The sequence below is a fragment of the Noviherbaspirillum suwonense genome (assembly GCF_900182955.1).
GTDB classification, from domain to species: Bacteria; Pseudomonadota; Gammaproteobacteria; order Burkholderiales; family Burkholderiaceae_D; genus Noviherbaspirillum_A; species Noviherbaspirillum_A suwonense.
Genome location: NZ_FXUL01000046.1, coordinates 1 through 20201, shown reverse-complemented (window position 1 = coordinate 20201; position 20201 = coordinate 1). Strand labels below are relative to the sequence as shown.

General features: G+C 58.6%; 16 protein-coding genes. 7 read left to right on the top strand and 9 right to left on the bottom strand.

Translation table 11 applies throughout. The annotated features are described in order from the left end of the window. Window positions 1-1185: 1185 nt before the first annotated feature. Complete coding sequence (locus tag QOL82_RS28505; protein WP_283445707.1) at window positions 1186-2217, bottom strand: zinc-binding alcohol dehydrogenase family protein; 1032 nt, start codon at window positions 2215-2217, stop codon at window positions 1186-1188. A 103-nt stretch (window positions 2218-2320) separates the two neighbouring features. On the opposite strand from QOL82_RS28505, the gene QOL82_RS28500 reads away from it, so the two are divergent. Beyond that, complete coding sequence (locus QOL82_RS28500) at window positions 2321-3286, top strand: LysR family transcriptional regulator (RefSeq protein WP_283445710.1); 966 nt, start codon at window positions 2321-2323, stop codon at window positions 3284-3286. Window positions 3287-3423: 137 nt separating this feature from the next. Here QOL82_RS28500 and QOL82_RS28495 read toward each other — a convergent pair whose 3' ends face one another. Further along, window positions 3424-5130 carry a sensor domain-containing protein gene (locus QOL82_RS28495; protein ID WP_283445706.1) on the bottom strand — a complete coding sequence of 569 codons (1707 nt, stop codon included), beginning with the start codon at window positions 5128-5130 and terminating at the stop codon, window positions 3424-3426. 1107 nt (window positions 5131-6237) lie between these two features. On the opposite strand from QOL82_RS28495, the gene QOL82_RS28490 reads away from it, so the two are divergent. Then, complete coding sequence (locus tag QOL82_RS28490) at window positions 6238-6726, top strand: phosphate-starvation-inducible PsiE family protein (protein WP_430438568.1); 489 nt, start codon at window positions 6238-6240, stop codon at window positions 6724-6726. 349 nt (window positions 6727-7075) lie between these two features. Here QOL82_RS28490 and QOL82_RS28485 read toward each other — a convergent pair whose 3' ends face one another. The 6 genes from QOL82_RS28485 to QOL82_RS28460 all read right to left on the bottom strand — a co-directional run bounded on the left by QOL82_RS28485 (window position 7076) and on the right by QOL82_RS28460 (window position 12859). Further along, window positions 7076-7348 carry a UBP-type zinc finger domain-containing protein gene (locus QOL82_RS28485; RefSeq protein ID WP_283445705.1) on the bottom strand — a complete coding sequence of 91 codons (273 nt, stop codon included), beginning with the start codon at window positions 7346-7348 and terminating at the stop codon, window positions 7076-7078. Between the two features lie 35 nt (window positions 7349-7383). Further along, window positions 7384-8655 (bottom strand): FAD-dependent oxidoreductase, encoded by a 1272-nt coding sequence (locus tag QOL82_RS28480; protein WP_283445704.1) that lies wholly within the window; start codon window positions 8653-8655, stop codon window positions 7384-7386. A gap of 339 nt (window positions 8656-8994) precedes the next feature. Further along, window positions 8995-11115: a putative bifunctional diguanylate cyclase/phosphodiesterase gene (locus tag QOL82_RS28475; RefSeq protein ID WP_283445703.1), complete on the bottom strand. Its 2121-nt coding sequence runs from the start codon at window positions 11113-11115 to the stop codon at window positions 8995-8997. A gap of 13 nt (window positions 11116-11128) precedes the next feature. Beyond that, complete coding sequence (gene trxC, locus QOL82_RS28470) at window positions 11129-11578, bottom strand: thioredoxin TrxC (RefSeq protein ID WP_283445702.1); 450 nt, start codon at window positions 11576-11578, stop codon at window positions 11129-11131. Between the two features lie 239 nt (window positions 11579-11817). Further along, complete coding sequence (locus QOL82_RS28465; RefSeq protein ID WP_283445701.1) at window positions 11818-12153, bottom strand: DUF5335 domain-containing protein; 336 nt, start codon at window positions 12151-12153, stop codon at window positions 11818-11820. A 103-nt stretch (window positions 12154-12256) separates the two neighbouring features. After that, window positions 12257-12859 (bottom strand): HdeD family acid-resistance protein, encoded by a 603-nt coding sequence (locus tag QOL82_RS28460; protein ID WP_283445700.1) that lies wholly within the window; start codon window positions 12857-12859, stop codon window positions 12257-12259. A gap of 1074 nt (window positions 12860-13933) precedes the next feature. Here QOL82_RS28460 and QOL82_RS28455 point away from each other — a divergent pair. The 3 genes from QOL82_RS28455 (at window position 13934) to dnaK (ending at window position 17598) form a co-directional block, all read left to right on the top strand. Beyond that, window positions 13934-14389 carry a PRC-barrel domain-containing protein gene (locus QOL82_RS28455; protein ID WP_283445699.1) on the top strand — a complete coding sequence of 152 codons (456 nt, stop codon included), beginning with the start codon at window positions 13934-13936 and terminating at the stop codon, window positions 14387-14389. A 623-nt stretch (window positions 14390-15012) separates the two neighbouring features. Beyond that, window positions 15013-15606, top strand: coding sequence for a nucleotide exchange factor GrpE (grpE, locus tag QOL82_RS28450; protein ID WP_283445698.1), 594 nt, complete (start codon window positions 15013-15015; stop codon window positions 15604-15606). A gap of 66 nt (window positions 15607-15672) precedes the next feature. Further along, complete coding sequence (gene dnaK, locus QOL82_RS28445) at window positions 15673-17598, top strand: molecular chaperone DnaK (RefSeq protein ID WP_430438567.1); 1926 nt, start codon at window positions 15673-15675, stop codon at window positions 17596-17598. Window positions 17599-17683: 85 nt separating this feature from the next. On the opposite strand, the gene QOL82_RS28440 is transcribed toward dnaK, so the two are convergent. Beyond that, window positions 17684-17917, bottom strand: a complete 234-nt coding sequence (locus QOL82_RS28440; protein WP_283445697.1) for a DUF6566 family protein — start codon at window positions 17915-17917, stop codon at window positions 17684-17686. A 709-nt stretch (window positions 17918-18626) separates the two neighbouring features. Between QOL82_RS28440 and QOL82_RS28435 the strand changes: the two genes are divergently transcribed. After that, complete coding sequence (locus QOL82_RS28435; RefSeq protein ID WP_283445696.1) at window positions 18627-19637, top strand: LLM class oxidoreductase; 1011 nt, start codon at window positions 18627-18629, stop codon at window positions 19635-19637. A 207-nt stretch (window positions 19638-19844) separates the two neighbouring features. Further along, window positions 19845-20021, top strand: a complete 177-nt coding sequence (locus QOL82_RS28430; RefSeq protein ID WP_283445695.1) for a hypothetical protein — start codon at window positions 19845-19847, stop codon at window positions 20019-20021. Window positions 20022-20201: the final 180 nt, after the last annotated feature.

Below are 20201 nucleotides of genomic sequence, written 5' to 3'. Positions count from 1 at the left end.
GCCGGGCACAACATCCGCCTCATCATTAACAAGCTTAAGTCAAGCCGATCCACGGTCCCGGCGTATTGAAAAGTAGAATTATTCAGCACCGACTACGTAGTCGGTCATGTAACTGTTCAATTGACGGCGAAAAGTTTGCAGAAACCATTTAGTGTTTTCGGTCTTCCAAAATTCATTACAAAGACGTTGTCCGAAAGGACCATTGAACCGGCACGAAATTCCAAGATTGGCAACCTGGTCTCGAAGAAAAATGAGAACCACCGAAAATTTCAACCATTTGATGGACGGTCCCATGATTAAGACCGTGCTGAATCATATAATCGATAGAATACGACCAAACTGCAAAGCCCTTATCGCAAATCTTTGACAGCATCAAACTTGTTGCGAAAAATCAACTCCGATAACAAGTTTGCACGTCGTCAACCAGTAATTTTTACGCAAAATATCGCCCTTCAGGGCTTTTCATTTCCCACATTTCAAGAACAAATTTTAATAAATACGCGTCCAATTCATTCCCGCCTTGGGGAATTGCCGCATATCGACAGTTAACGAATGGTTAATCCAGTGGTGAGACGGTGGCGAACTTGCTGATTAATGGCGCGAAGTTTAACACGGCCTAACGCAAGACTTCCGAGGTGCCTGCGGTCATGGACCGCCTGGAGTCTGCTATGAACGACCGACGGGTTTGAGAATCAATTGTGGGTATGGACACCCATGAGCCCTGTTTCAGTGACGTCAGCGATGAGGGTTAGAACTTTAGCGCTTCTTATTTGACGTTATTGCCATGCGCGCAGAACAGCGGCGTCATTATCTTGGCAAGATATTCGATACGCCGCGCTGGCCGGCACGCAACGGAGCGCACAGGCGCATGCTGCCGCACGACTAGCCGCTTTGGGAGTGGATTGCCAGCAGCGCCCAATTAATTCTTGGCAGGCAGTTCCAAGGAAATGGCCCAAAATTTGCGCACGCTATTGGGTGGGCATAGCGTGAAGCCCAACGTCATTGCGGAATGCGTCGAGGCCGACGAACACGTCGCTTTCCTGGCCCTGGCCGGCAGTGACCAAGTGCAGGCTTACACTACCACCCACCTGCTCACGGCCGGCCACCTGGCGCTTTTCATGAATGCCATGCGGCGTACTACCGCGCCGCAAGCATGCCGCCTCGGTACCGGCCGGCAGCGTAATGTCAGAACCCGGCCAGCACGATCTTGCCGCGTGACCTGCCCGACTCCAGCAGTGCGTGGGCGCGCTTCAGATTGGCTGCATTGATGACGCCGAAACGTTCGGTCGCCGTGCTGGCCACCGTTCCCGCATCGACCAGCCCGGCTATCCGGGACAGGATGTCCTGCTGTGCCTGCATGTCGTCCGTCTGAAAAATCGAACGGGTAAACATCAGCTCCCAGTGCAGGGATACGCTCTTGCGCTTGAGCTGCCGGACATCGATGGGTTCGGGGTCGTCGATCAGGCCGAACCTGCCCTGCGGCGCAATGGCCTCGACAATTTCCGCGTAATGCTGGTCGGTATGCGTGAGACTGACGATGTAGTCCGGCGCCGCGGCGCCCACGCGCGCGAGTTCGGCGGAAAGCGGCTGGCTGTGGTCGATCACCTGGTGAGCGCCGAGTTTCCTTACCCATTCCTGGCTTTCAGGGCGCGATGCGGTGCCAATGACGGTCAACGCAGTTAGGTTGCGCGCCAGCTGGACCATGATGGAGCCGACGCCGCCCGCCGCACCGACGATGAGGAGGCTCCGGCCTTTGTCGGCTGCGCTTTCTGCGCCATCCACGTTCATCGGCACCTGCAGGCGGTCGAACAGCATTTCCCAGGCAGTCAGGCTGGTCAGCGGCATTGCGGCGGCGTCGGCAAAGTCCAGCGAGGCAGGCATCGCGCCGACGATGCGCTCATCCACCAGCTGAAGCTCGCTGTTGCTGCCCTGGCGCAGGATGGAGCCGGCATACCAGACGCGGTCGCCCGGCTTGAAGCGCGTGACTTCCGGGCCCACCGCGCGGACCACGCCGGCGGCGTCCCAACCCAGCACCTTCCATGCGCCGTTTTCCGGCTGGCTGCCTTTGCGCACCTTGGTGTCGACCGGATTGACCGAGACCGCGCGGACCTCGACCAGCAGGTCCCGGCCCTGTGCAACCGGGTCGGGCAGGATAGTGTCGATCAATGCATCCGGGTGGTCGATCGGGTGGCTTGCCTGGTAAGCGACGGCTTTCATCTTGTAACTCCTTGTGGGGTGAATATATTGCATTCACTATGATCTTCCCGACGCGGCTGATAAACTGGCAAGCTCGCGAATTACTTTCAACACAATTTTGAAAATCCGGAATCTTCAGGATCTCGAAGTCTTTGTCGCCGCCGCGGAAGGCGGCGGATTGTCCGCCGCCGCGCGCGCGCTCAACCTGTCGCCCGCGGTTACCAGCGCCGCCCTCAAGCGGCTCGAAGCCAGCCTCGGCGTCGCGCTGTTCGTGCGGACCACGCGCAGCATGCGACTCACGATAGAAGGCGAACGGCTGCTGATGCGGGCGCAGCCAGTGCTGGAAAGCCTGCGCGCGGCCGAGAACGAGGCAATGGCGCGGCAGGCGGTGGTCGAGGGACAGGTGCAGATTTCCCTGCCGTCCGACCTGGGAAGGAACCAGGTGCTGGCCTGGCTCAACGATTTCCAGGAAAAATATCCGGGCGTGCAGCTGCGGCTGCATTTTTCAGACCGTCTCGCCAATATCTACCGTGACCCGGTCGACATTGCGATCCGCTTCGGCAAGCTGCCCGACTCCAGCATGGTGGCGCTGCCGCTGATTGCCGAGAACCCGCGGCTGCTGTGCGCCTCGCCCGCCTATGTCGCAGCCCGCGGCGCGCCGGCCTCGCCCGAGGACCTGAAGAATCACAACTGCCTGTGCTTCGTGCTCGATGAGACCGTCTACAACCGCTGGAGCTTCCACAAGGCGGGTGTCACCGTAACCGTGCCGGTACAGGGCGATCGCGTAGCCGATGACTCCGACGTGGTCCGGCGCTGGGCCATGAGCGGCCACGGCATCGCCTACCGGTCCCGTGTCGATGTTTTCGGCGAGATTGCCCAGGGCCGGCTGCTGCATCTCTGCGCCGACTGGGAAGGCGAGAACGTGCCGCTGTACCTGCTGGTGGCCGGCCGCCGCCAGATCTCGGCCGCGGTGCGGCTGCTGCATGAGTACCTGGCGGCGCGTTGCGCTGAAATGCCGCGACCGGGGCTGTCGCAGCCGCCACCCGCTCCCGCTTCACCAGATCGGGCACCGGCGCACCCTCTGGGATGAAAGCGGCATCGACCGGCTCGCCATGGCAAGCGTCAGGGCGCGATGGCGTATGGATGGGCAGCCTGGATGGTCGCAACTTCTCGGCGCACATTCGCCTCGCACTGCCGACTGTGCGCGCACACAACGTTCTCTTGTCACTATTTTGAGCGCCGCATGAAGTCCGCAAACGCATGCGGGTCAAGCGGGCGACTGATCAGATAGCCCTGAATGACGTCGCATCCTGCATGCTTCAGCTCTGCGACCTGGCGTTGGCTCTCGACGCCTTCCACGACCGTTTTCATGCCCAATGAGCGGGCGAGACCAACAATGCCCTGGATGATCGCCGGTGCCTTCTCCGAATCAACCAGCGCCTGGACAAACGACCTGTCGATCTTCAGGGTGTCGATAGGCAATCGGACCAGGTAGCCGAGACTGGAGTATCCGGAACCGAAGTCGTCCAGCGATGTGGACAAGCCCGCCTGCTTCAGCGCGGCCAGAACCGAGCCTGCCTTTTCAATATCGCTCACCAGGGAGTTCTCGGTTACTTCAATGTCTAGCACTGCGGGTGAGACATCATGAGCCCCCGCGATACGAAGAATTTTATCGGTAAGCCCCGCACTCAAAAGCTGTCGCGCCGACAGGTTGAGGCTGATGCGCGGTACGGACATGCCCAGGCGCCGCCATGCATCGATCTGCTGGCAGACGGCATTGAGCAGCCAGTCGACAAGGACGCCTTCATGAGACGACTCAAGCAACACATCCAGGAATGCATGCGGCTTTAGCAAGCCTCGCTGGGGATGGCGCCAGCGAAGCAGCGCCTCCGCGCCGACAGTGGAAGCATCCGCAAGGGCTATCTGGGGCTGGAAATGCAGCTCGAACTGGTTCGTGGAAAACGCATCATGGAGATCCATGCGCAAGGCAAGGCGGTCCCGCATACCCCGGTCCAGAGCTTCGTCGTACATGCGCACCTGCGACCGTCCAGAAGCCTTTGCCGCGTGCATGGCCGTGTCGGCATGACTCAGAAGCGCCTCGGCTGATTCGGGCGCATCTTTGAGCAGCGCGATGCCAATGCTGGCGGAGAGGGAAACGGATCTTCCCGATGCCTCGAACGGCGTTGCGAACTCCCTGAGCACCAAGTGCGCGAACGCTTCTGCCGTGCTGCCGGGCATGTCGTGTAGCAAGAGAACAAACTTATCGCCTCCTACGCGTGCGGCGAATACAGCAGGTTCGAGTATTGCGCGCAGCCTTTTTGCAAAGTCACGCAGCAGGCCATCGCCGACCGCATGCCCGAAAGCGTCGTTGACTTCCTTAAAATGGTCTAGGTCGATATACAGTACCGCCAGGGAAGCGGCAGGCGTGAGGGCCAGAGAAGCAGTCTCGGTGACCGCGCGTGATAGCACTTCCATGCACTTGCGCCGGTTGCCCAACCCGGTCAGGTAGTCGTGACTGGCTTCAAATTCCAGCTGCGCCTCGTGCTCGTGCTCTCGTGTGACGTCGCGGAAAAGGACGGTGATGCCGTCGTCGTGAGCAAATGAGCGCGCCTCAAACCAGGCGCCTAGCGGTGCGTAATAGCCCGTGTGACGGCCGGGCTGACCCGTTGCCGCCGTCTCCTGATAAACGCGATAGTATCCGGAGTCGACCAGGTCCGGATAGCACTCCCATATGTCGCGCCCGAGGAGGTTTTTCCGCTCCTGCTGCAAGTATCGCTCGGCCGTGGCATTGAGATAGGTGAAGCGCCACGACTTGTCTATGGACATGAATCCGTCGCTCAGGCTGTCAAGCATGTCGCCAAGGTGAGCCGGAGCAGGTTGTCCGGTGCCGTTATCCCTCAGGCGGGGAGGAGGCGAATCGGGCTCGCGTTTCATTTTTTAACTTCCTGTTCGCATCGGAACGAAAGGCAACGCATGTGCGAAAACCGCATGCACACCGCATTCTAGCCGCATTTGTCTCCGCCAAGACCACCACAGGTGCCGGGACGCCCAGCGAAGAAGACTGGGATGCGGCTACCCTTATCCAAACCGGTCGTTCAGCTTGCGTTGCGGCTGCCGTCGGGCGAATGATTAAATGCGACTGCTTTCCCGCTTGGCAAGGTGGCGAACTTTTGCTTTGCGGCTTATGACGGCCCGGTTCGACCCAGGAATAAGCTTACGATGGGCGCAAAGCCGTTTGTACAGGTCAGCCAAGCAGATCTTGGATAGCCTGACTTCAGCCAGCATGGATTCGGGGCGCAATCTCAACTCACGGGCTGCTCATTTAATGCCTGCGTCGTTTTTAAATACATGTTGTGCCAATTAATTGGATAAGATGATTACAAAGCTTGGGATTGGCCTTCCCATCATATTTCGTTTAGTGAAGCAGCGGGTGAACGCACGACTGATTATTCTTGCCGCGAAATAACCGCGCTGTGCCGAAGAGCCAAAGAGGGAATGCCCGTGCGCGGCGCAACCGGCGCGCTGGCCCGAATCGCGATGGTAGAAAAGGGCAATATCCGCTAAAGGTAGTGCCCGGTCTTGTCCGCAGCTGCACCTATTGATTTGATCGGGTGGCTGGCACCGAATCGCGGGACGCGGAGCCATCCCCGCCGAAATTTTCGGCTGCGTAAGCCTACTTCCGTGCAATTGCCTGGAGAGATATTTTTTCATGCAGATTTGGCCAACAACGGTTTCAGATCCACGCGAACTTCAACGCCCAGGCGTCGGAATGATGATCGTCCTGCTCCTGTCGCGGGCTGGACACGTTTTTCTTGCCCGCCCGGCATGGGCGCCGTACAAGGTTAGGCAGATGTCGAGCATGCTGCATCGGGAATTGGCTTCCTGAATCTTGCTCGCCTTTCTGGGAGGGTGGACATTCGTTTCTTTGGGCCGCACGGTAGTCACGATCAAGAATAACAACGCCCTGTTGGATTGAATTCCCGGCTGCAACCGTATCGAGTGCCGTAGCGATGAAGCGAATTCACAAGAAGGAGCAACGAAATGAAAACAGTCCAAGGTCAGTTACAGGGCCTGCAAAAGGAGACGCGTCAGAACTGGCCATTCATGACCCTATACCAGCGTTTCGAGCAATTTGTGGTGCTCGTACTGAGCCTGATCATCGCGCTGGTCATCGTGATCGCATTGGTGCAGTTAGTGACCCGACTCATTCCGCTCATACTTGGCGGCGCGCTCGATCCGCTGGATCATGAGGTGTTCCAGGCATTGTTCGGCATGATCATGACGCTGCTCATTGCATTGGAGTTCAAGCACTCGATTATTCGTATCGTTTTGCGCGCCGAAGGCATCGTTCAGACCAAGACCGTTATCCTGATCGCGCTTCTGGCCCTGAGCCGCAAGTTCATCATCCTGGATATTCATTCCACCGATGCGGCGACGATCGCGGCGCTGGCGGGCGCAACTCTGGCGCTCGGGATCGTCTACTGGCTGTGCAGGGAAAGAGACGACAAGCGTTCGACGCAGCTTGAATAACCGCAGAAGCGATCCATTCGAGGCGTCGCGGCCGCATGCTTAGGGCCTGAATGCTCAGCCCGGGAGCAACATGCGGTGGCCGGGGCGGCCACGTACCGCCTGCAATTCCATTTTGCGTTCTTCAATGCGCCGGACTGGGCCTTTGCCCAGGCCGCACCGTGCCGGTCCCGCTCGTCGAGCCGGATATGCCGCACCCTGGGCTACGTGCGGGGCCTACATTACGCATGCCCGATGGACTGAAGCGAATGCGATTCGGGACTGCCCGCGTGCCAGGCTTACCGCGCAGCCGCCGCCACGCCGGTATGACTGCGTCGTGCCTCGCCATCCGACAACCAAAACTGGAGGGTCGCTAATCGGGGAATTCTCCTGCCACGACCTGATCCACGTAACACCAGACCCAAGTTTCACCGGGCTCGATGGACCGAACCAGCGGATGGTGGAAGGTTCTGAAATGCTTGCTTGCATGCATATTAGGGGAGGAATCGCAGCAACCCACATGGCCGCATGAAAGGCACAGCCGCAAATGCACCCAGCTGCTGCCTGTCTTGATACAGTCTTCGCAGACATGCTTGAGGGTATTAGTGATCCTGATCTGGTCGAGATGGGCGCAGTCCTGTGCCATGGCAATCTCCGGAAATAACGTCCGACAGCGGCGGTTCAACAATTCGACAAATATCGATGCACCAGCGCGACCGCCATGGCCCCTTCTCCGACGGCGGATGCGCAACGTTTCACCGATCCGTGGCGCACGTCCCCGGCGGCAAATACTCCCGGAACGTTGGTTTCAAGATGATACGGGTCGCGGTCCAGTTGCCAATTGACCGGCCGCTCGCTGCCGTGCAGCAGATCCGGACCAGTAAGGAGATAGCCTGCGCTGTCACGTTCAATGCCGACCTCGGTGGCCCAGTCCGTCTGCGGCACGCCGCCGATGCAGACGAACAGCCAATGGGTCGGAACCCTGTATTCGCGGTTCTCCTTTCGGTCGGCAAGTGTGATTTCCTCGAGCGCATCCCCGCCATGGAAGGCAACCACCTCCGTGCGCGGGAGGATGAAGATATTTCTGGTCGAACAGATGCGGTCGATCAGGTATTGGGACAACATACTCTGGAGCGAATCATCCCGGATGACAATGCAGATGCGCCGGGCAAATGGCGCGAAGTGCATCGCGGCCTGGCCTGCCGAATTACCGCCACCCACGATATAGATGTCCTCGTCCCTGGTCAGGGTCGCTTCGCTGGCGCCGGCACCGTAATAGACGCCGGCACCGAGAAACCTGTCTTCATCGAGCACGCCGAGCCGGCGGTATTCGACGCCAGTGGCGCAAATCGACGCATGGGCCACGATTCTCGTGCCATCCTCCAGATAACCGATGCCTTTCCCCGGGTGGAACTCAGCGCGCACACCCTTGCGCGCCAGCAGGATTTCGACGCCGAACTTCATTGCCTGTTTGCGCGCGCGCTCGGCCAGGTCCGCGCCGCTGATCCCTTCGGGGAATCCCAGATAATTCTCGATTCTCGAACTGCTGCCCGCCTGGCCCCCGAGCGCCCAGCGCTCCACGAGCACAGTCTTGAGGCCGTCCGCGGCGCCGTAGACCGCTGCGCTGAGCCCAGCCGGCCCGGCGCCATAGATGGCCACGTCGTACTCGGTGCGCGACGGCATGGCGAACCATCCCAGTTTCTCGATGATCTGCCGGATGGTCGGGCATTCCAGGCGGCTGCCATCCGGGAAGAAGCAAACCGGCAATCTCGAATCCTGCAGGCTTTGGACCTTCGCCACAGAGCGGGCCGCCTCATCGCTATCGAGCTCGATCCACTCGAACGGAATATCGCAACGGTAAAGAAAATCGCGGATCGCGTAACCTTCGGACGCGCCGCGCCGGCCGCAGACTTTCACGAGTGGCGGTCGATCTACTTCGGACTGTTCTTGCATCTGTTCCTCCGTGTGTACTGCGCTGGTCTGGTCATCGTGACGTCCGCGCCTTGCCGCAGCCTGGGTGGCCGCAAGCGGCAAGAAAAGAGAATGCAAAATTCGAGCCGATCGCGGCCATCCATGCAAATAATTGCCCGCTCCGATCAGTGCTTCGGGAGGCAAACTCCCAAAACGAAGCTAGTGCCCCCGGAGAGTGGCCGTAGGATTCAATAAGGCCAAAGCAGCATGCCAGAGGCCAGGTATGAATCTGCATACTGGCAGACTCGTTGGCCGAAGCAGGCATTCGCGGCTCAACGGGCAAACGCAGCACTGTCAGCGCCGTAACGGACAGCCCGACGATTACACCACCGTCTTGCAGCACTGCGCGCTGTGCAAGATAAAATCCGTGGGCGGCTCCCGTAATAGCGTAGTCAGCTGTTCCGCCGGCAAAGGCCGGCAGAACAAATAACCCTGCACCATGTCGCAACCGCTGTCGTACAGCACTGATAGCTGCTCGGCAGTCTCTACACCCTCGGCAAGAACGCCGAGCGCCAAGCGATGACCGAGGGTGATGATGCCGTCGGCAACGGCGGCGCTTTTCGGATCCGTCGGAATTTCTCGCACAAATGACTTATCGATCTTTAGCGTATCGATGGGAAACCGCTTCAGGTAGCTCAGGCTCGAATAACCCGTGCCGAAGTCGTCCAGCGATAGACGGATGCCGATGGCTTTAAGAGCGGACATGGTTTTCATCGCAAGCTCGACGTCATCCACGAGCATGGATTCGGTCAGCTCCAGTTCCAGCGCAGCGGGATCGATCTCGCAATCGTGCAGGAGTCGTCCCATCTGGCTGACCAAGTCTTCCTGCCGGAACTGCCGTGCCGACAGATTGACGGCCATGCGCCCGGCCAGAAGCCCTTCTCGCGACCATGCGCAAAACTGGGTGCAGGCTTCATGCAACACCCATTCACTGATCGGGAGGATCAAGCCCGTTTCTTCGGCGATCGGAATGTATCGTGCGAGCGACACCACCCCATCTTCCGGGTGTCGCCATCGCAGCAGTGCCTCCACGCCGCAGATTTTTCCTGTGGACAGGCACAACTGCGGCTGATAGTAGACGAGCAGTTCTTTGCGCTTCCATGCGCTGCGCAGTGCTGTTTCCATAGGCAGGCGGCCGGGGTTCCTGCTTTCCGAACTTGAAGAATACACGTGTATCGCATTGCCACCATGCCGCTTCGATCTGCCCAGCGCGGTGATGGCGCTTTTGAGCAGCTCCTCAGCAGAATCACCGTCCTGCGGATAGACGGCCATGCCGATATTGCAGCTGATGAATATCTCCTGCTGCTCGACTAATATCGGCAAGGCCATCGATTCGATGACGCATCGGCCCAGCGCCTCTGGCAAGACCGGATCAGACACGACCGCGATCGCGAATTCATCGGCGCTGAGGCGCGCGACCATGTGCGCGCCACGGACACAATCCACGATTCTTCGCGCCGCACTACGCAACGCCTCATCGGCACGGGCATGGCCAAGCGCCTCCTTTACTACCCTTAACCGGTCGAGGCCGATCACCATGACGGAGACAGGCTGCCGGTTCGCTTGTGCGCGCACCAGTAACTGCTGCAGATGCTCACTGAGCAACGTACGGTTGGGCAGGCCCGTCAATGAATCATAGTGGGTCATGTGGTGGATGCGCCGTTCCGCCGCCTTGCGCTCGGTGATATCCAGCGCATGGAAAAAGCAATATTCTTCTCCGTCATAGGCAATGTGGCTGGCTGACACGTCGACCGGAATCTCATGCCTGTCCGCATGCCTGTACACCGAGTCGAACCGCAACATATCGCACTCCTTCAGTTCCTTCCAGCGCTCGGACCACTCGGCTGCAGACAAGGCAGGGTCAATGTCCGCGATGCGCAGGTTTAGCAGGGCATCGCGGCGGTAGCCTAGCATCCGCAAGCAGGCGTTGTTGGCATACAGGATTCGTCCATCGGGCGCCAGCTGCAGTATTGCGATGGACGCGTTGTCCACCGCGAACTGGGTCACGCATAACGCATGCTCAGCCAGCTTGCGCTGCGTGATATCGCGCGCCGACGCAATCAAGTACGCTACCTCGCTGTGGCGGCCGAACACTGGGCTAAGCGTAAAATCTGCGGTCCGTACCTGCCCCTGTGCGCTCCGGAAAGGGACTTCAAAGCGGGAGGCGACCCCGCTGGCAGCGGACTGGATCGCGTCGCGCAGCCTTTTCCTGGATATCTCCGAAAAGATCCACCATGGCGTGGCGTCGAATGGCTTGTTCAATACATCTTCCAGTTTTGCTCCCACAGCTTCGAGCGCTGCCCGATTGGCGTACGTCAGGATGCCGTCGACGGTCAGCAGGCCGACGAACACGGTCGCGCTGAGCCGGTCCAGCACATCCCGCAACTGTTGCTCGCTGCCGAAATCCGATGCCGACGTTGGCCACTGGCTTGAATCTTCCATGCCCTTCCTTTCGCTACGCAGGCTGCGTACGGGCCTGCGACTGCGCCCATGCAACAATCCCCCCGGCATCCATGGCGCCGGTCCTACGCGCAACTTCCCGCCCATTCTTGAACAGCGCGAGGGTAGGTATGCTGCGGATGGTGTAACGCACAGCCAGGTCCTGCGCCTTTTCAGTATCCAGCTTGAGAAGGCGAAACGCGGGTTCGAGGCGCTGTGCAGCATTTTCATAGGCCGGCGCCATCGTGAGGCAGGGGCCGCACCACGGCGCCCAGAAATCCACCAGTACCGGGATGTCGTTGCGCGTGACATGCTTCGTGAAAGCATCGCCATCGACCTCGACGGATTTCGCGACAAAGATGGCGTGTGAACATTTTCCGCAACTTGGGTGTGCATTCAGGCGTTCGGCTTGGAGACGGTTCACGGTAGCGCACTGCGGACAAACGATATGTAGAAACTCGCCCATTGAAATTCTCCTAAAGTCACCGGCACCTGCCCGAATCCGAAAACCAGGGCTCACCTATGGTCAAAGTCCGTCAAAGCCGGCCATCGCGCCGCCGCCTTGCGGAGTGATTCCTGGCCGGCGCCCGGGGCCGATCAGCCATGCTGCACCGAGGCCGGCATGCCGGAAAATTGCCGGGCGAATGGTCGATACGCTTCTGATGCGCATTACTCCCGGACCACAGCGATCGGTAAGCCAGATAATTACGGCGGCGGCAGCATCAATGGATCGCGCAATTTGATGATGTGCCGGAAGCCGTCATCATCGATCACCTCCACGCTGCTGAGGTCGGCTGCGGTCTGGTCGACGAACACGTCGCGTGGCTTGTGGATCATGTGATCCAGTCCTTCGAGTGCGACTTCGAAAATGTCGCCTTTCGGATCATAGGTCATGCCCAGCAGAGGCAGCCATTTAGCCTCCACCTGGCTGCCGATGGACAGCGCATCAACTTCGATTTCAGCGCGCTTGCCGTCGAGTACTTTCGACATGTGATCGAAATAGGCGCGCCAGCTCGGTTTTTCAAGTTTGGATACGGCCATTACATTTCTCCGTTATCTTAATGATGGGCAGACGTGGCCTAGCCAAGCATTCCCGGCAGGGCCGGCGTCCACCAGTACCCGGCCCCAGGCCTCTTCTCTAAAATCATGGCTGGAATACCGATACGCGCCTGTCACGCATGGTTCGCCTATTTTTCTCCACCGATGTCGCCCCCCTGATCTTGGCGCGCAGGCGGAATGCAAATGCCAGCAGCAGTATGCCGCTGAGCATCGCGAAAACGCCGATGAGCCAGCCGAGCGTTAGCGCTCCTGCAGTGGGAAACAGGAAAACGAGCACGCCGAAAGCGATGGAAGCGATACCGTTCAGGATCAGCAGTTTTTCGTTGCGGATGGTTTTGCGCAGGCCGATTGCGGTAGCGATATCGAGTACACCAGTAATCATTGCATTGGCCCCGATCACAAAGAGCAGGACCAGTGCGGTCAGATCTGGATGGATGATTGCGATGGCGCCGGCGCCGAGACTCGCCAAGCCGACCATGAGCGGCAGCCACCAGTCCTCGTTACTTGTCCTGCCTTTCAGCGCGCCAACCACCATCACCGCTCCAATGAGCAGCGTATAGGCGGCAAACAGTGCTGCAAATGCCAGCAGCGTCAACGCGGGCCACGTCAGTGCGAGCACACCGAAGACAATAGTGATCACGCCGCGCATGGCGAGCAGGCGCCAAGACCGGGCAAGCATTTCAGTCATCCCGATAACCTCCTTCCGACCAAGATTCAGCCAGCCCGACTTTGCCGCGGCTTTCGCCGCCAGGCAGTCCCGGTAGGCTAGTCCGTCGCAATTGATATGCCAACACGGGGAAGGCATTGCGCAAGGCATGCCATGGACACCCGTCGCCCGATATGAAACGCCCCAGCACCGGTACGATGCGCGCAAGCTGCAACATGTTGGAAGACCGCCGGTTGACAGAGGACGCCTCGTTGCATCCCTTCACGCATGCGTTGCAAATGAATGCCGCGCCGATCGGCTGGCCATCCTTTAAGAAACGTTCCGCTTGACGCGGCGGTGTTCCCCGTGTCGAAAGCCGAGAGGCGTCCCGTCTTCGGGAATAGCGCTTGACGCCTCCATCCTCAGCCAGGCACGGCATTTGCTAAAAGTGATCGGCACGCCTGCTTCGCCAGCGCATGACCAGGTGTTTTGATTTATGTGGACGTTTCGTGGTCAGCGATAAAGCATGCGTTGATCGGTCACAATAATGCGGAATAACCGGTCATGACTTGCCGACATTGGGGCCACGGTCAAAATTGCCGCTATGAATGCGCTCCCGGCCTAACATGATTAAACACATTGCCAGAAAAATCATATTTGCTGTAAATTTTACATGTAATAATTACGTCGTTCAGTAACTATTACAGATTGTCCCTTTGCATTCTTCGTCCTGCTGTGCAAGGCCGGAGGAATCGCGTGCCTGACCCTTGGGTCACGATGGTTAACCGAAAATCTGCAACGTATTCCGCGAAGATTCTTCGATCGCGTTTGGGCATTATTGGATGGCTCACGTCCATCGCCAGCAGCGGTAGCCTTTTCCGCCACCGCGCTTTCAGTTCGTCAGCGATTTCCCCTTATCCCATCGTCTAGTTGCAAGGCATGCAAATTGCGGGAGTGTGCATCATGCCGTCATTGCTGCAATGGCGGCATTGAGGCCCTTTCGGCGATGGCAGCTGAAGCGATGAGAATGTTCGTCCAGGTTTGTCGCTTGCACATCTGTTTTCCCAAAGGTGCCGTCACTGTCCGAAAGGACAATCCATCCTGAAGGAAATCGCGATGAAATACCTACTCGGCACTACCGCAACCACCCTCATCTGTCTGCTTTCCAGTGTCGCAGCAGCCCAGCCAGATCGGCCTGGTAGCTCCGGCACGACCGGAGCCGCGAGTCCGCCGGTCGCAGGCAGGGCGCCACTCGGGGTCGCCGTAGTGGAAATGGAAGCAATGGTGCACGGATGGAGCGCAAAAAAAGATTTGCTGGACAAGACCGTGACGAATGATCAAAAGGAAAAAATCGGGAAAATCGAAGACCTGATCGTAAGCCCGTCCAAGGATCTGAAACTCCCGGTTGCCTCATTCGCCATTATTGGGGTCGGCGGATTTCTCGGGATTGGAAAAAACGACGTGGCCATACCAATGGAGCAGATCAGGCTGGAAGAGAAGCAACTGCTTTTGCCAGGAGCGACGAAGGCTGCGCTAAAGGCGCTGCCGCGCTTTGAGTATGCTCGCAAATGAAATAGTCCACATCAATGTGAGCCTTCAGTAAGCAAGCAACTTTTCGCTTTTGAACACTGCAGGGACTGCGTTGTGCGGCAGCGCTTCGCAGCCTCTTCCAGACCGCATTCCGACCCGCCAAGGCAGCCACTGGGACACTCTCAGGCTGGGAGCACTTAACTGGGCGGGCGCACGCGCCGGCCGCGCCCGCCACAACTCGAATATCGCTAACGTTGCCGACTGCCGAAAGCCTAACCGCCCGAATACAGCCTTAGTACCGGTTCGCTGCCTCGCTCCCACTTGGTCAGTTGTACCGCAGTTTTCAAGCATCGCAATCAGAGCGTCACGAGGCCGGTCCAGTTGCAGCGAGGATTCCTGCGGTGACGGGTTCTTCCTGTCCCAGCGGCACACCAATTGCTGCTATCCAATCACCAGTTTTTAGCCTGTCAGAGTCGTGACTCCACGATGGCATGGGCAGGTACGCATCCTGCAATGTGATTGCATGGGGCCGCTCATCGGAAGTGTTGAGTGCGCTCCCCCGACCTGCGAATGGCGCGGCCGCCATTCCGAATGTTGATTCGGAGATGCATTCCCGTTTCGATTTTTCACAATGGCGATTGCCTATAGATGCCGGAGATAATTTGATGCACAACCAAGATGACATGAGACATCAGGAAGCCGTTGGGGAGCCTTTTTCGCAGTCCGACGGTTCGCCTCAGCAAGATGAGCAAGCGCGCGCCAGCGAAGCGCCACTGGCCGAAAAACTGGCGCGGGCCGAATCCAGCCTTGCTGAAATGCGCGACGCCTTTTTGCGGGCAAAGGCGGAGCTTGAAAACCTCCGACGCCGGGCCCGGGAAGATGTCGCTAGCGCGCACAAATACGCGATCGAAAATTTCGCCGCGTCATTGCTGCCCGTGAAGGACAGCCTGAAGATGGCGCTTCAGGCCGAGAAGGCGTCGGTGGAATCGCTTAGGGAAGGCGTTGACATCACGCTCAGGCAATTGTCGTCAGCGCTCGAAAGCAACCGCGTGACCGAAGTGGATCCGAAGCCAGGCGACCGATTCGATCCCGACAGGCATCAGGCAATTTCCGTTGTGCCTTCGAGCCAGCCGCCCAATACCATCGTCAACGTATTGCAGACGGGCTATCTGATCGTGGACAGATTGCTTCGTCCAGCCCTCGTCGTCGTTGCGCAATCGACTACGGGAGGCCATGCAATCCAAGGCGATGCAGCCTGACGCGCTGCATCGCTGTTTTTTCTGCCCGCAAATCCGGGCCACTCAAGCAATCAAAGGAGAAAAGCAATGAGCAAGACCATCGGCATCGATCTAGGCACGACCAACTCCTGCGTAGCCGTCATGGAAGCGGGCCAACCCAAGGTCATAGAGAATTCGGAAGGGGCGCGCACGACGCCATCGGTGGTGGCATACCAGGAGGACGGCGAAATTTTGGTCGGCGCGCCCGCCAAGCGGCAGGCGGTCACGAATTCGCAAAATACCATCTACGCGGTCAAGCGCCTGATCGGCCGCAAGTTCGACGAAGCGGAAGTGCAGAAGGATATTCACCTGATGCCATACAAGATCATCAAGGCCGGCAACGGCGATGCCTGGATCGAAGTCCGCGGCAAGAAATTCGCGCCGCCGCAGATCTCGGCCGAAGTGTTGCGCAAGATGAAGAAGACCGCGGAAGACTATCTCGGAGAGGAAGTGACCGACGCCGTGATCACGGTGCCGGCTTACTTCAACGATGCGCAGCGCCAGGCGACCAAGGATGCCGGCCGCATCGCCGGCCTGGACGTCAAGCGCATCATCAACGAGCCTACCGCGGCCGCGCTGGCGTTCGGCCTGGACAAGGCGCACAAAGGCGAACGCAAGGTCGCAGTGTACGACCTGGGCGGCGGGACCTTCGATATTTCCATTATCGAGATTGCCGATGTCGAGGGTGAAAAGCAATTCGAAGTGCTGTCCACCAATGGCGACACCTTCCTCGGCGGCGAGGATTTCGATCAGCGCATCATCGACTATGTGATCAGCGAATTCAAGAAACTCAACGGCCTGGATTTGTCCAAGGATTCGATTGCGCTTCAGCGCATCAAGAGCGCGGCTGAGCGCGCCAAGATTGAATTGTCCTCGACCCAGCAGACTGAGATTAACGAGCCGTACATCGCCATGGCCAATGGCGCGCCGGTCCATATGAATCTGAAAGTCACGCGCGCCAAGCTGGAAGCGCTCGTGGAAGAGCTGATTGAGCGCACCATCGAGCCGTGCCGCACCGCAATCAAGGACGCCGGCGTCAATGTCAGCGACATCAATGACGTGATCCTGGTCGGCGGCATGACCCGCATGCCCAAGGTGCAGGAAAAGGTCAAGGAGTTCTTCGGCAAGGACCCGCGCAAGGATGTCAATCCAGACGAGGCTGTCGCCGTCGGCGCGGCTATCCAGGGCGCCGTTCTGACCGGAGAGCAAAAGGATGTCCTGTTGCTGGACGTGACCCCGCTGTCGCTGGGCATCGAGACGCTGGGCGGCGTGATGACCAAGATGATCCAGAAGAACACGACCATCCCGACCAAGTTCAGCCAGGTGTTTTCGACCGCAGACGACAGCCAGCCTGCGGTAACGATCAAGGTATATCAGGGCGAGCGTGAAATGGCGTCCGGCAACAAGGCGCTGGGCGAGTTCAACCTGGAAGGCATTCCGCCGGCGCCGCGCGGTATGCCGCAAATCGACGTTACGTTCGACATCGATGCCAATGGCATCCTGCATGTCAGCGCGAAGGACAAGGCCAGCGGCAAGGAAAACAAGATCACCATCAAGGCCAATTCCGGCCTGACCGAAGAGGAAATCCAGAAGATGGTGCGCGATGCCGAAGCCAACGCGGAAGAGGACAAGCGCTTGAAGGATCTGGCGACTGCGCGCAACGAAGGCGATGCGCTGGTTCATTCAACCAGAAAGATGCTGGAAGAATACGGCGGCAGGCTAGACCGTGCGGACAAGGACAAAATTGACTCCGCCGCGCAGGATCTGGAAGCCGCATTGAAGAACAACGACAAATCAATGATCGAAGCGAAAATGGCCGCCCTGACGACCGCGGCGCAAAAACTGGGCGAAGTGATGCAGTCAGGAGGCGGTGCGCAACAGTCAGCCCAGGGACCAGCGGAAGAGTCCACCGGAACCGGCCATCCACAAGAGGAAGATGTGGTGGATGCCGAATTTAGAGAGGTGAAGAAATAAGCGTCACAGCAAAGCCGCACTGCGCCGACGCGGATGCAGTGCGGCTTTGCTTGCAGCCTTGGCCGTGCGGCCCCCAGTGCTCATGTCAATCGGCCGGCCCCTGCATGGCCACGAGGTTTTCTATTTCAAGCTTGGCGCGCTCGACGCTGTCCCTCAGCGCAACATCACGATAAAAAAATCGCGGCATGATTTTTCTCCGCACGCTGACGATGCTGCCGTCTTTTGAAATTTCATATCCTCCGAAGTACATGTCTTCACCTTCAAGGACAGCTGTCGGCAGGATGGCATAACCCTTGTAGTGCACTTGCTGATGATCCATGATCTTCCTCCATGACCCTGCGCCGGATCGTCCAGCCTCGACTGCGCGTTTGTGCCAGCAACTACTGCGGGCGGCTTGAAACTGAAAGCATATCTTTTGTCGAATGCGCCATTCGGAACTGCTACCCTGCCCTACTGCTTGCCCAGATTGCGCGGATCGACTCGATTGCGTCGTCGCCGCGGACTATGCCTGGCCCACAGCCGTTTATTGAGTAGCATCTCTTTCCAGTTCCGCACCAATGGTCGCGATGGTTATCGATCAGAATTCCGACATCGTTCTATTCAAGACCGGGCATATTTACTTTAACTTCCTATGCCTTATCTATCGGCGGCAGGTGCTCGCGGATTAATTCTTTCTTGGGCGGTAACTGACCCGCAAGATTGCGGCTTGCGCGTAGAGGAAGAAAGTCGTTCGAGCATATCCTCGACTATCCGCCCCTCCTGTCCGGCGAGCGATCTGGTACGGCATGCCAAACCATCCGAACCATCATGTCTTATTAGATTCATGGCCGACTCCCGGCAAAAATAGAGCGGCGCCTCGTTTGAACAGTGTAGCTGCTTGGATCCACAAGTCCAGTTGCAAGATCGAGATTGCCGCATGACTGCCGCATGGCTACGCCACTTTCTAACCGACGCTTGACGCCTGACGCCTACGGCATGCGAATTGCTATGTATGCGGAACAGGGGCATCACTCACCAAGGAAAAAGAGATGGCGACCAACAGCATGCTAAGCCTGAACACGAGCACCGACCCCAGCAACATGAAGGGATTCCGCCGCATGTTCGCGCCCGGACGGCTTACGCTAGGCGTTTTCTTTCCCATCGAGGCGTTCGAGGGCGACCAGCCGTCTATGCAGTACCAGGAAGACCTTGCCCGGCGTGCGGAGGAACTGGGTTTCGCCGCGCTGTGGTTTCGCGACGTGCCGCTGCGCGACCCGAGCTTCGGCGATATTGGGCAAGTGTTCGATCCGTGGGTCTATCTGGGCTGGATCGCGGCACAGACCCGGGAAATTGCGCTGGCCACCGGCTCGATTATTCTGCCGCTGCGCCATCCCTTGCACACGGCAAAAGCGGCCGCATCGGTCGACCAATTGTCGGGCGGGCGCCTGGTTCTTGGCCTCGCGTCCGGCGATCGGCCCGTGGAGTTTCCCGCGTTCGGGGTCGACTTCGAACAGCGCTCTGCCCTCTTTCGCGAGAACCTGCGCGTAATCCGCACGGTGCTGAACGGCGAATTTCCGTCGCTACATTCCTCCTATGGCCAACTGTATGGCAGCGCTGACCTGGTGCCGAAACCGATGGGTCGGCTGCCGATGCTGGTCACTGGGCATAGCGGACAGCGGCTGGAGTGGATCGCGCAGCACGCCGATGGCTGGATCACTTATCCCCGCGGCATTGAACGGCAGATGGAAGTTGCCTCGCGCTGGCGGGCCGCGGTGGAAGCCGCCGCGCCCGGCGCGTTCAAACCTTTCGTGCAATCCTTCTATCTCGACCTGAGCGACAATCCCGAACAACCGCCGACACCGATTCATCTGGGGTTCCGGGGTGGGCGCAGTTTCGTGTTGCGTTTCCTGGAAGCCCTGCACGGGATCGGCGTTAATCATGTCATCCTCAATCTGAAATATGGCGCGCGCGATGCCGGCGCGGTCCTGGAGGAAATCGGCAACCAGGTACTGCCGCAGCTTGAGGCAAGCATGGCGGCAGCCGCATCTTCTTCGCCCTGATTTTTTTATTGCGAAAATTGGAGGCAAATATCATGTCCGCCTCGACACAAGCCGCCGTCCGCGCATTCGCCAGGAACGGCAGGAAACGGTGGGCGGGCTGGTCCTGGCTCGGAGTTTCGGTCACGGGAGCGCCAATGCTTGGCATGCCCAGGGTAAGGCCGAACTGAGTCCTGCTCCGCCAAAGTCCAGGGATCTCAGGGAGAAACAATGCAACAGCAATCGATCCTGACCGATGAACCGTTAGAAGCCACTGCGCTCGACACGCTGCAGTACTTCGGGCAGCCAGAATATGAATCGACCCTGAGCCAAGCACAGGAGCTGCGGTTCAACCGAGTTGTGATGGTTACAGTGCCTAGGCAGCCGATGCAACTGCACTGGCCCTGAATGTTGCCCGTGAGGCATGCCTGTTCGCAGCAAGCAGTATCACTTTTGCGTTTCATACTCGCCCAACCATGAAGGAGCGTGCAACATGCGACTCGACAAACTCACCACGAAACTCCAGGAAGCCCTGGCCGACGCGCAAAGCCAGGCCGTGGGCAATGACAACCAGTACATCGACCCGGC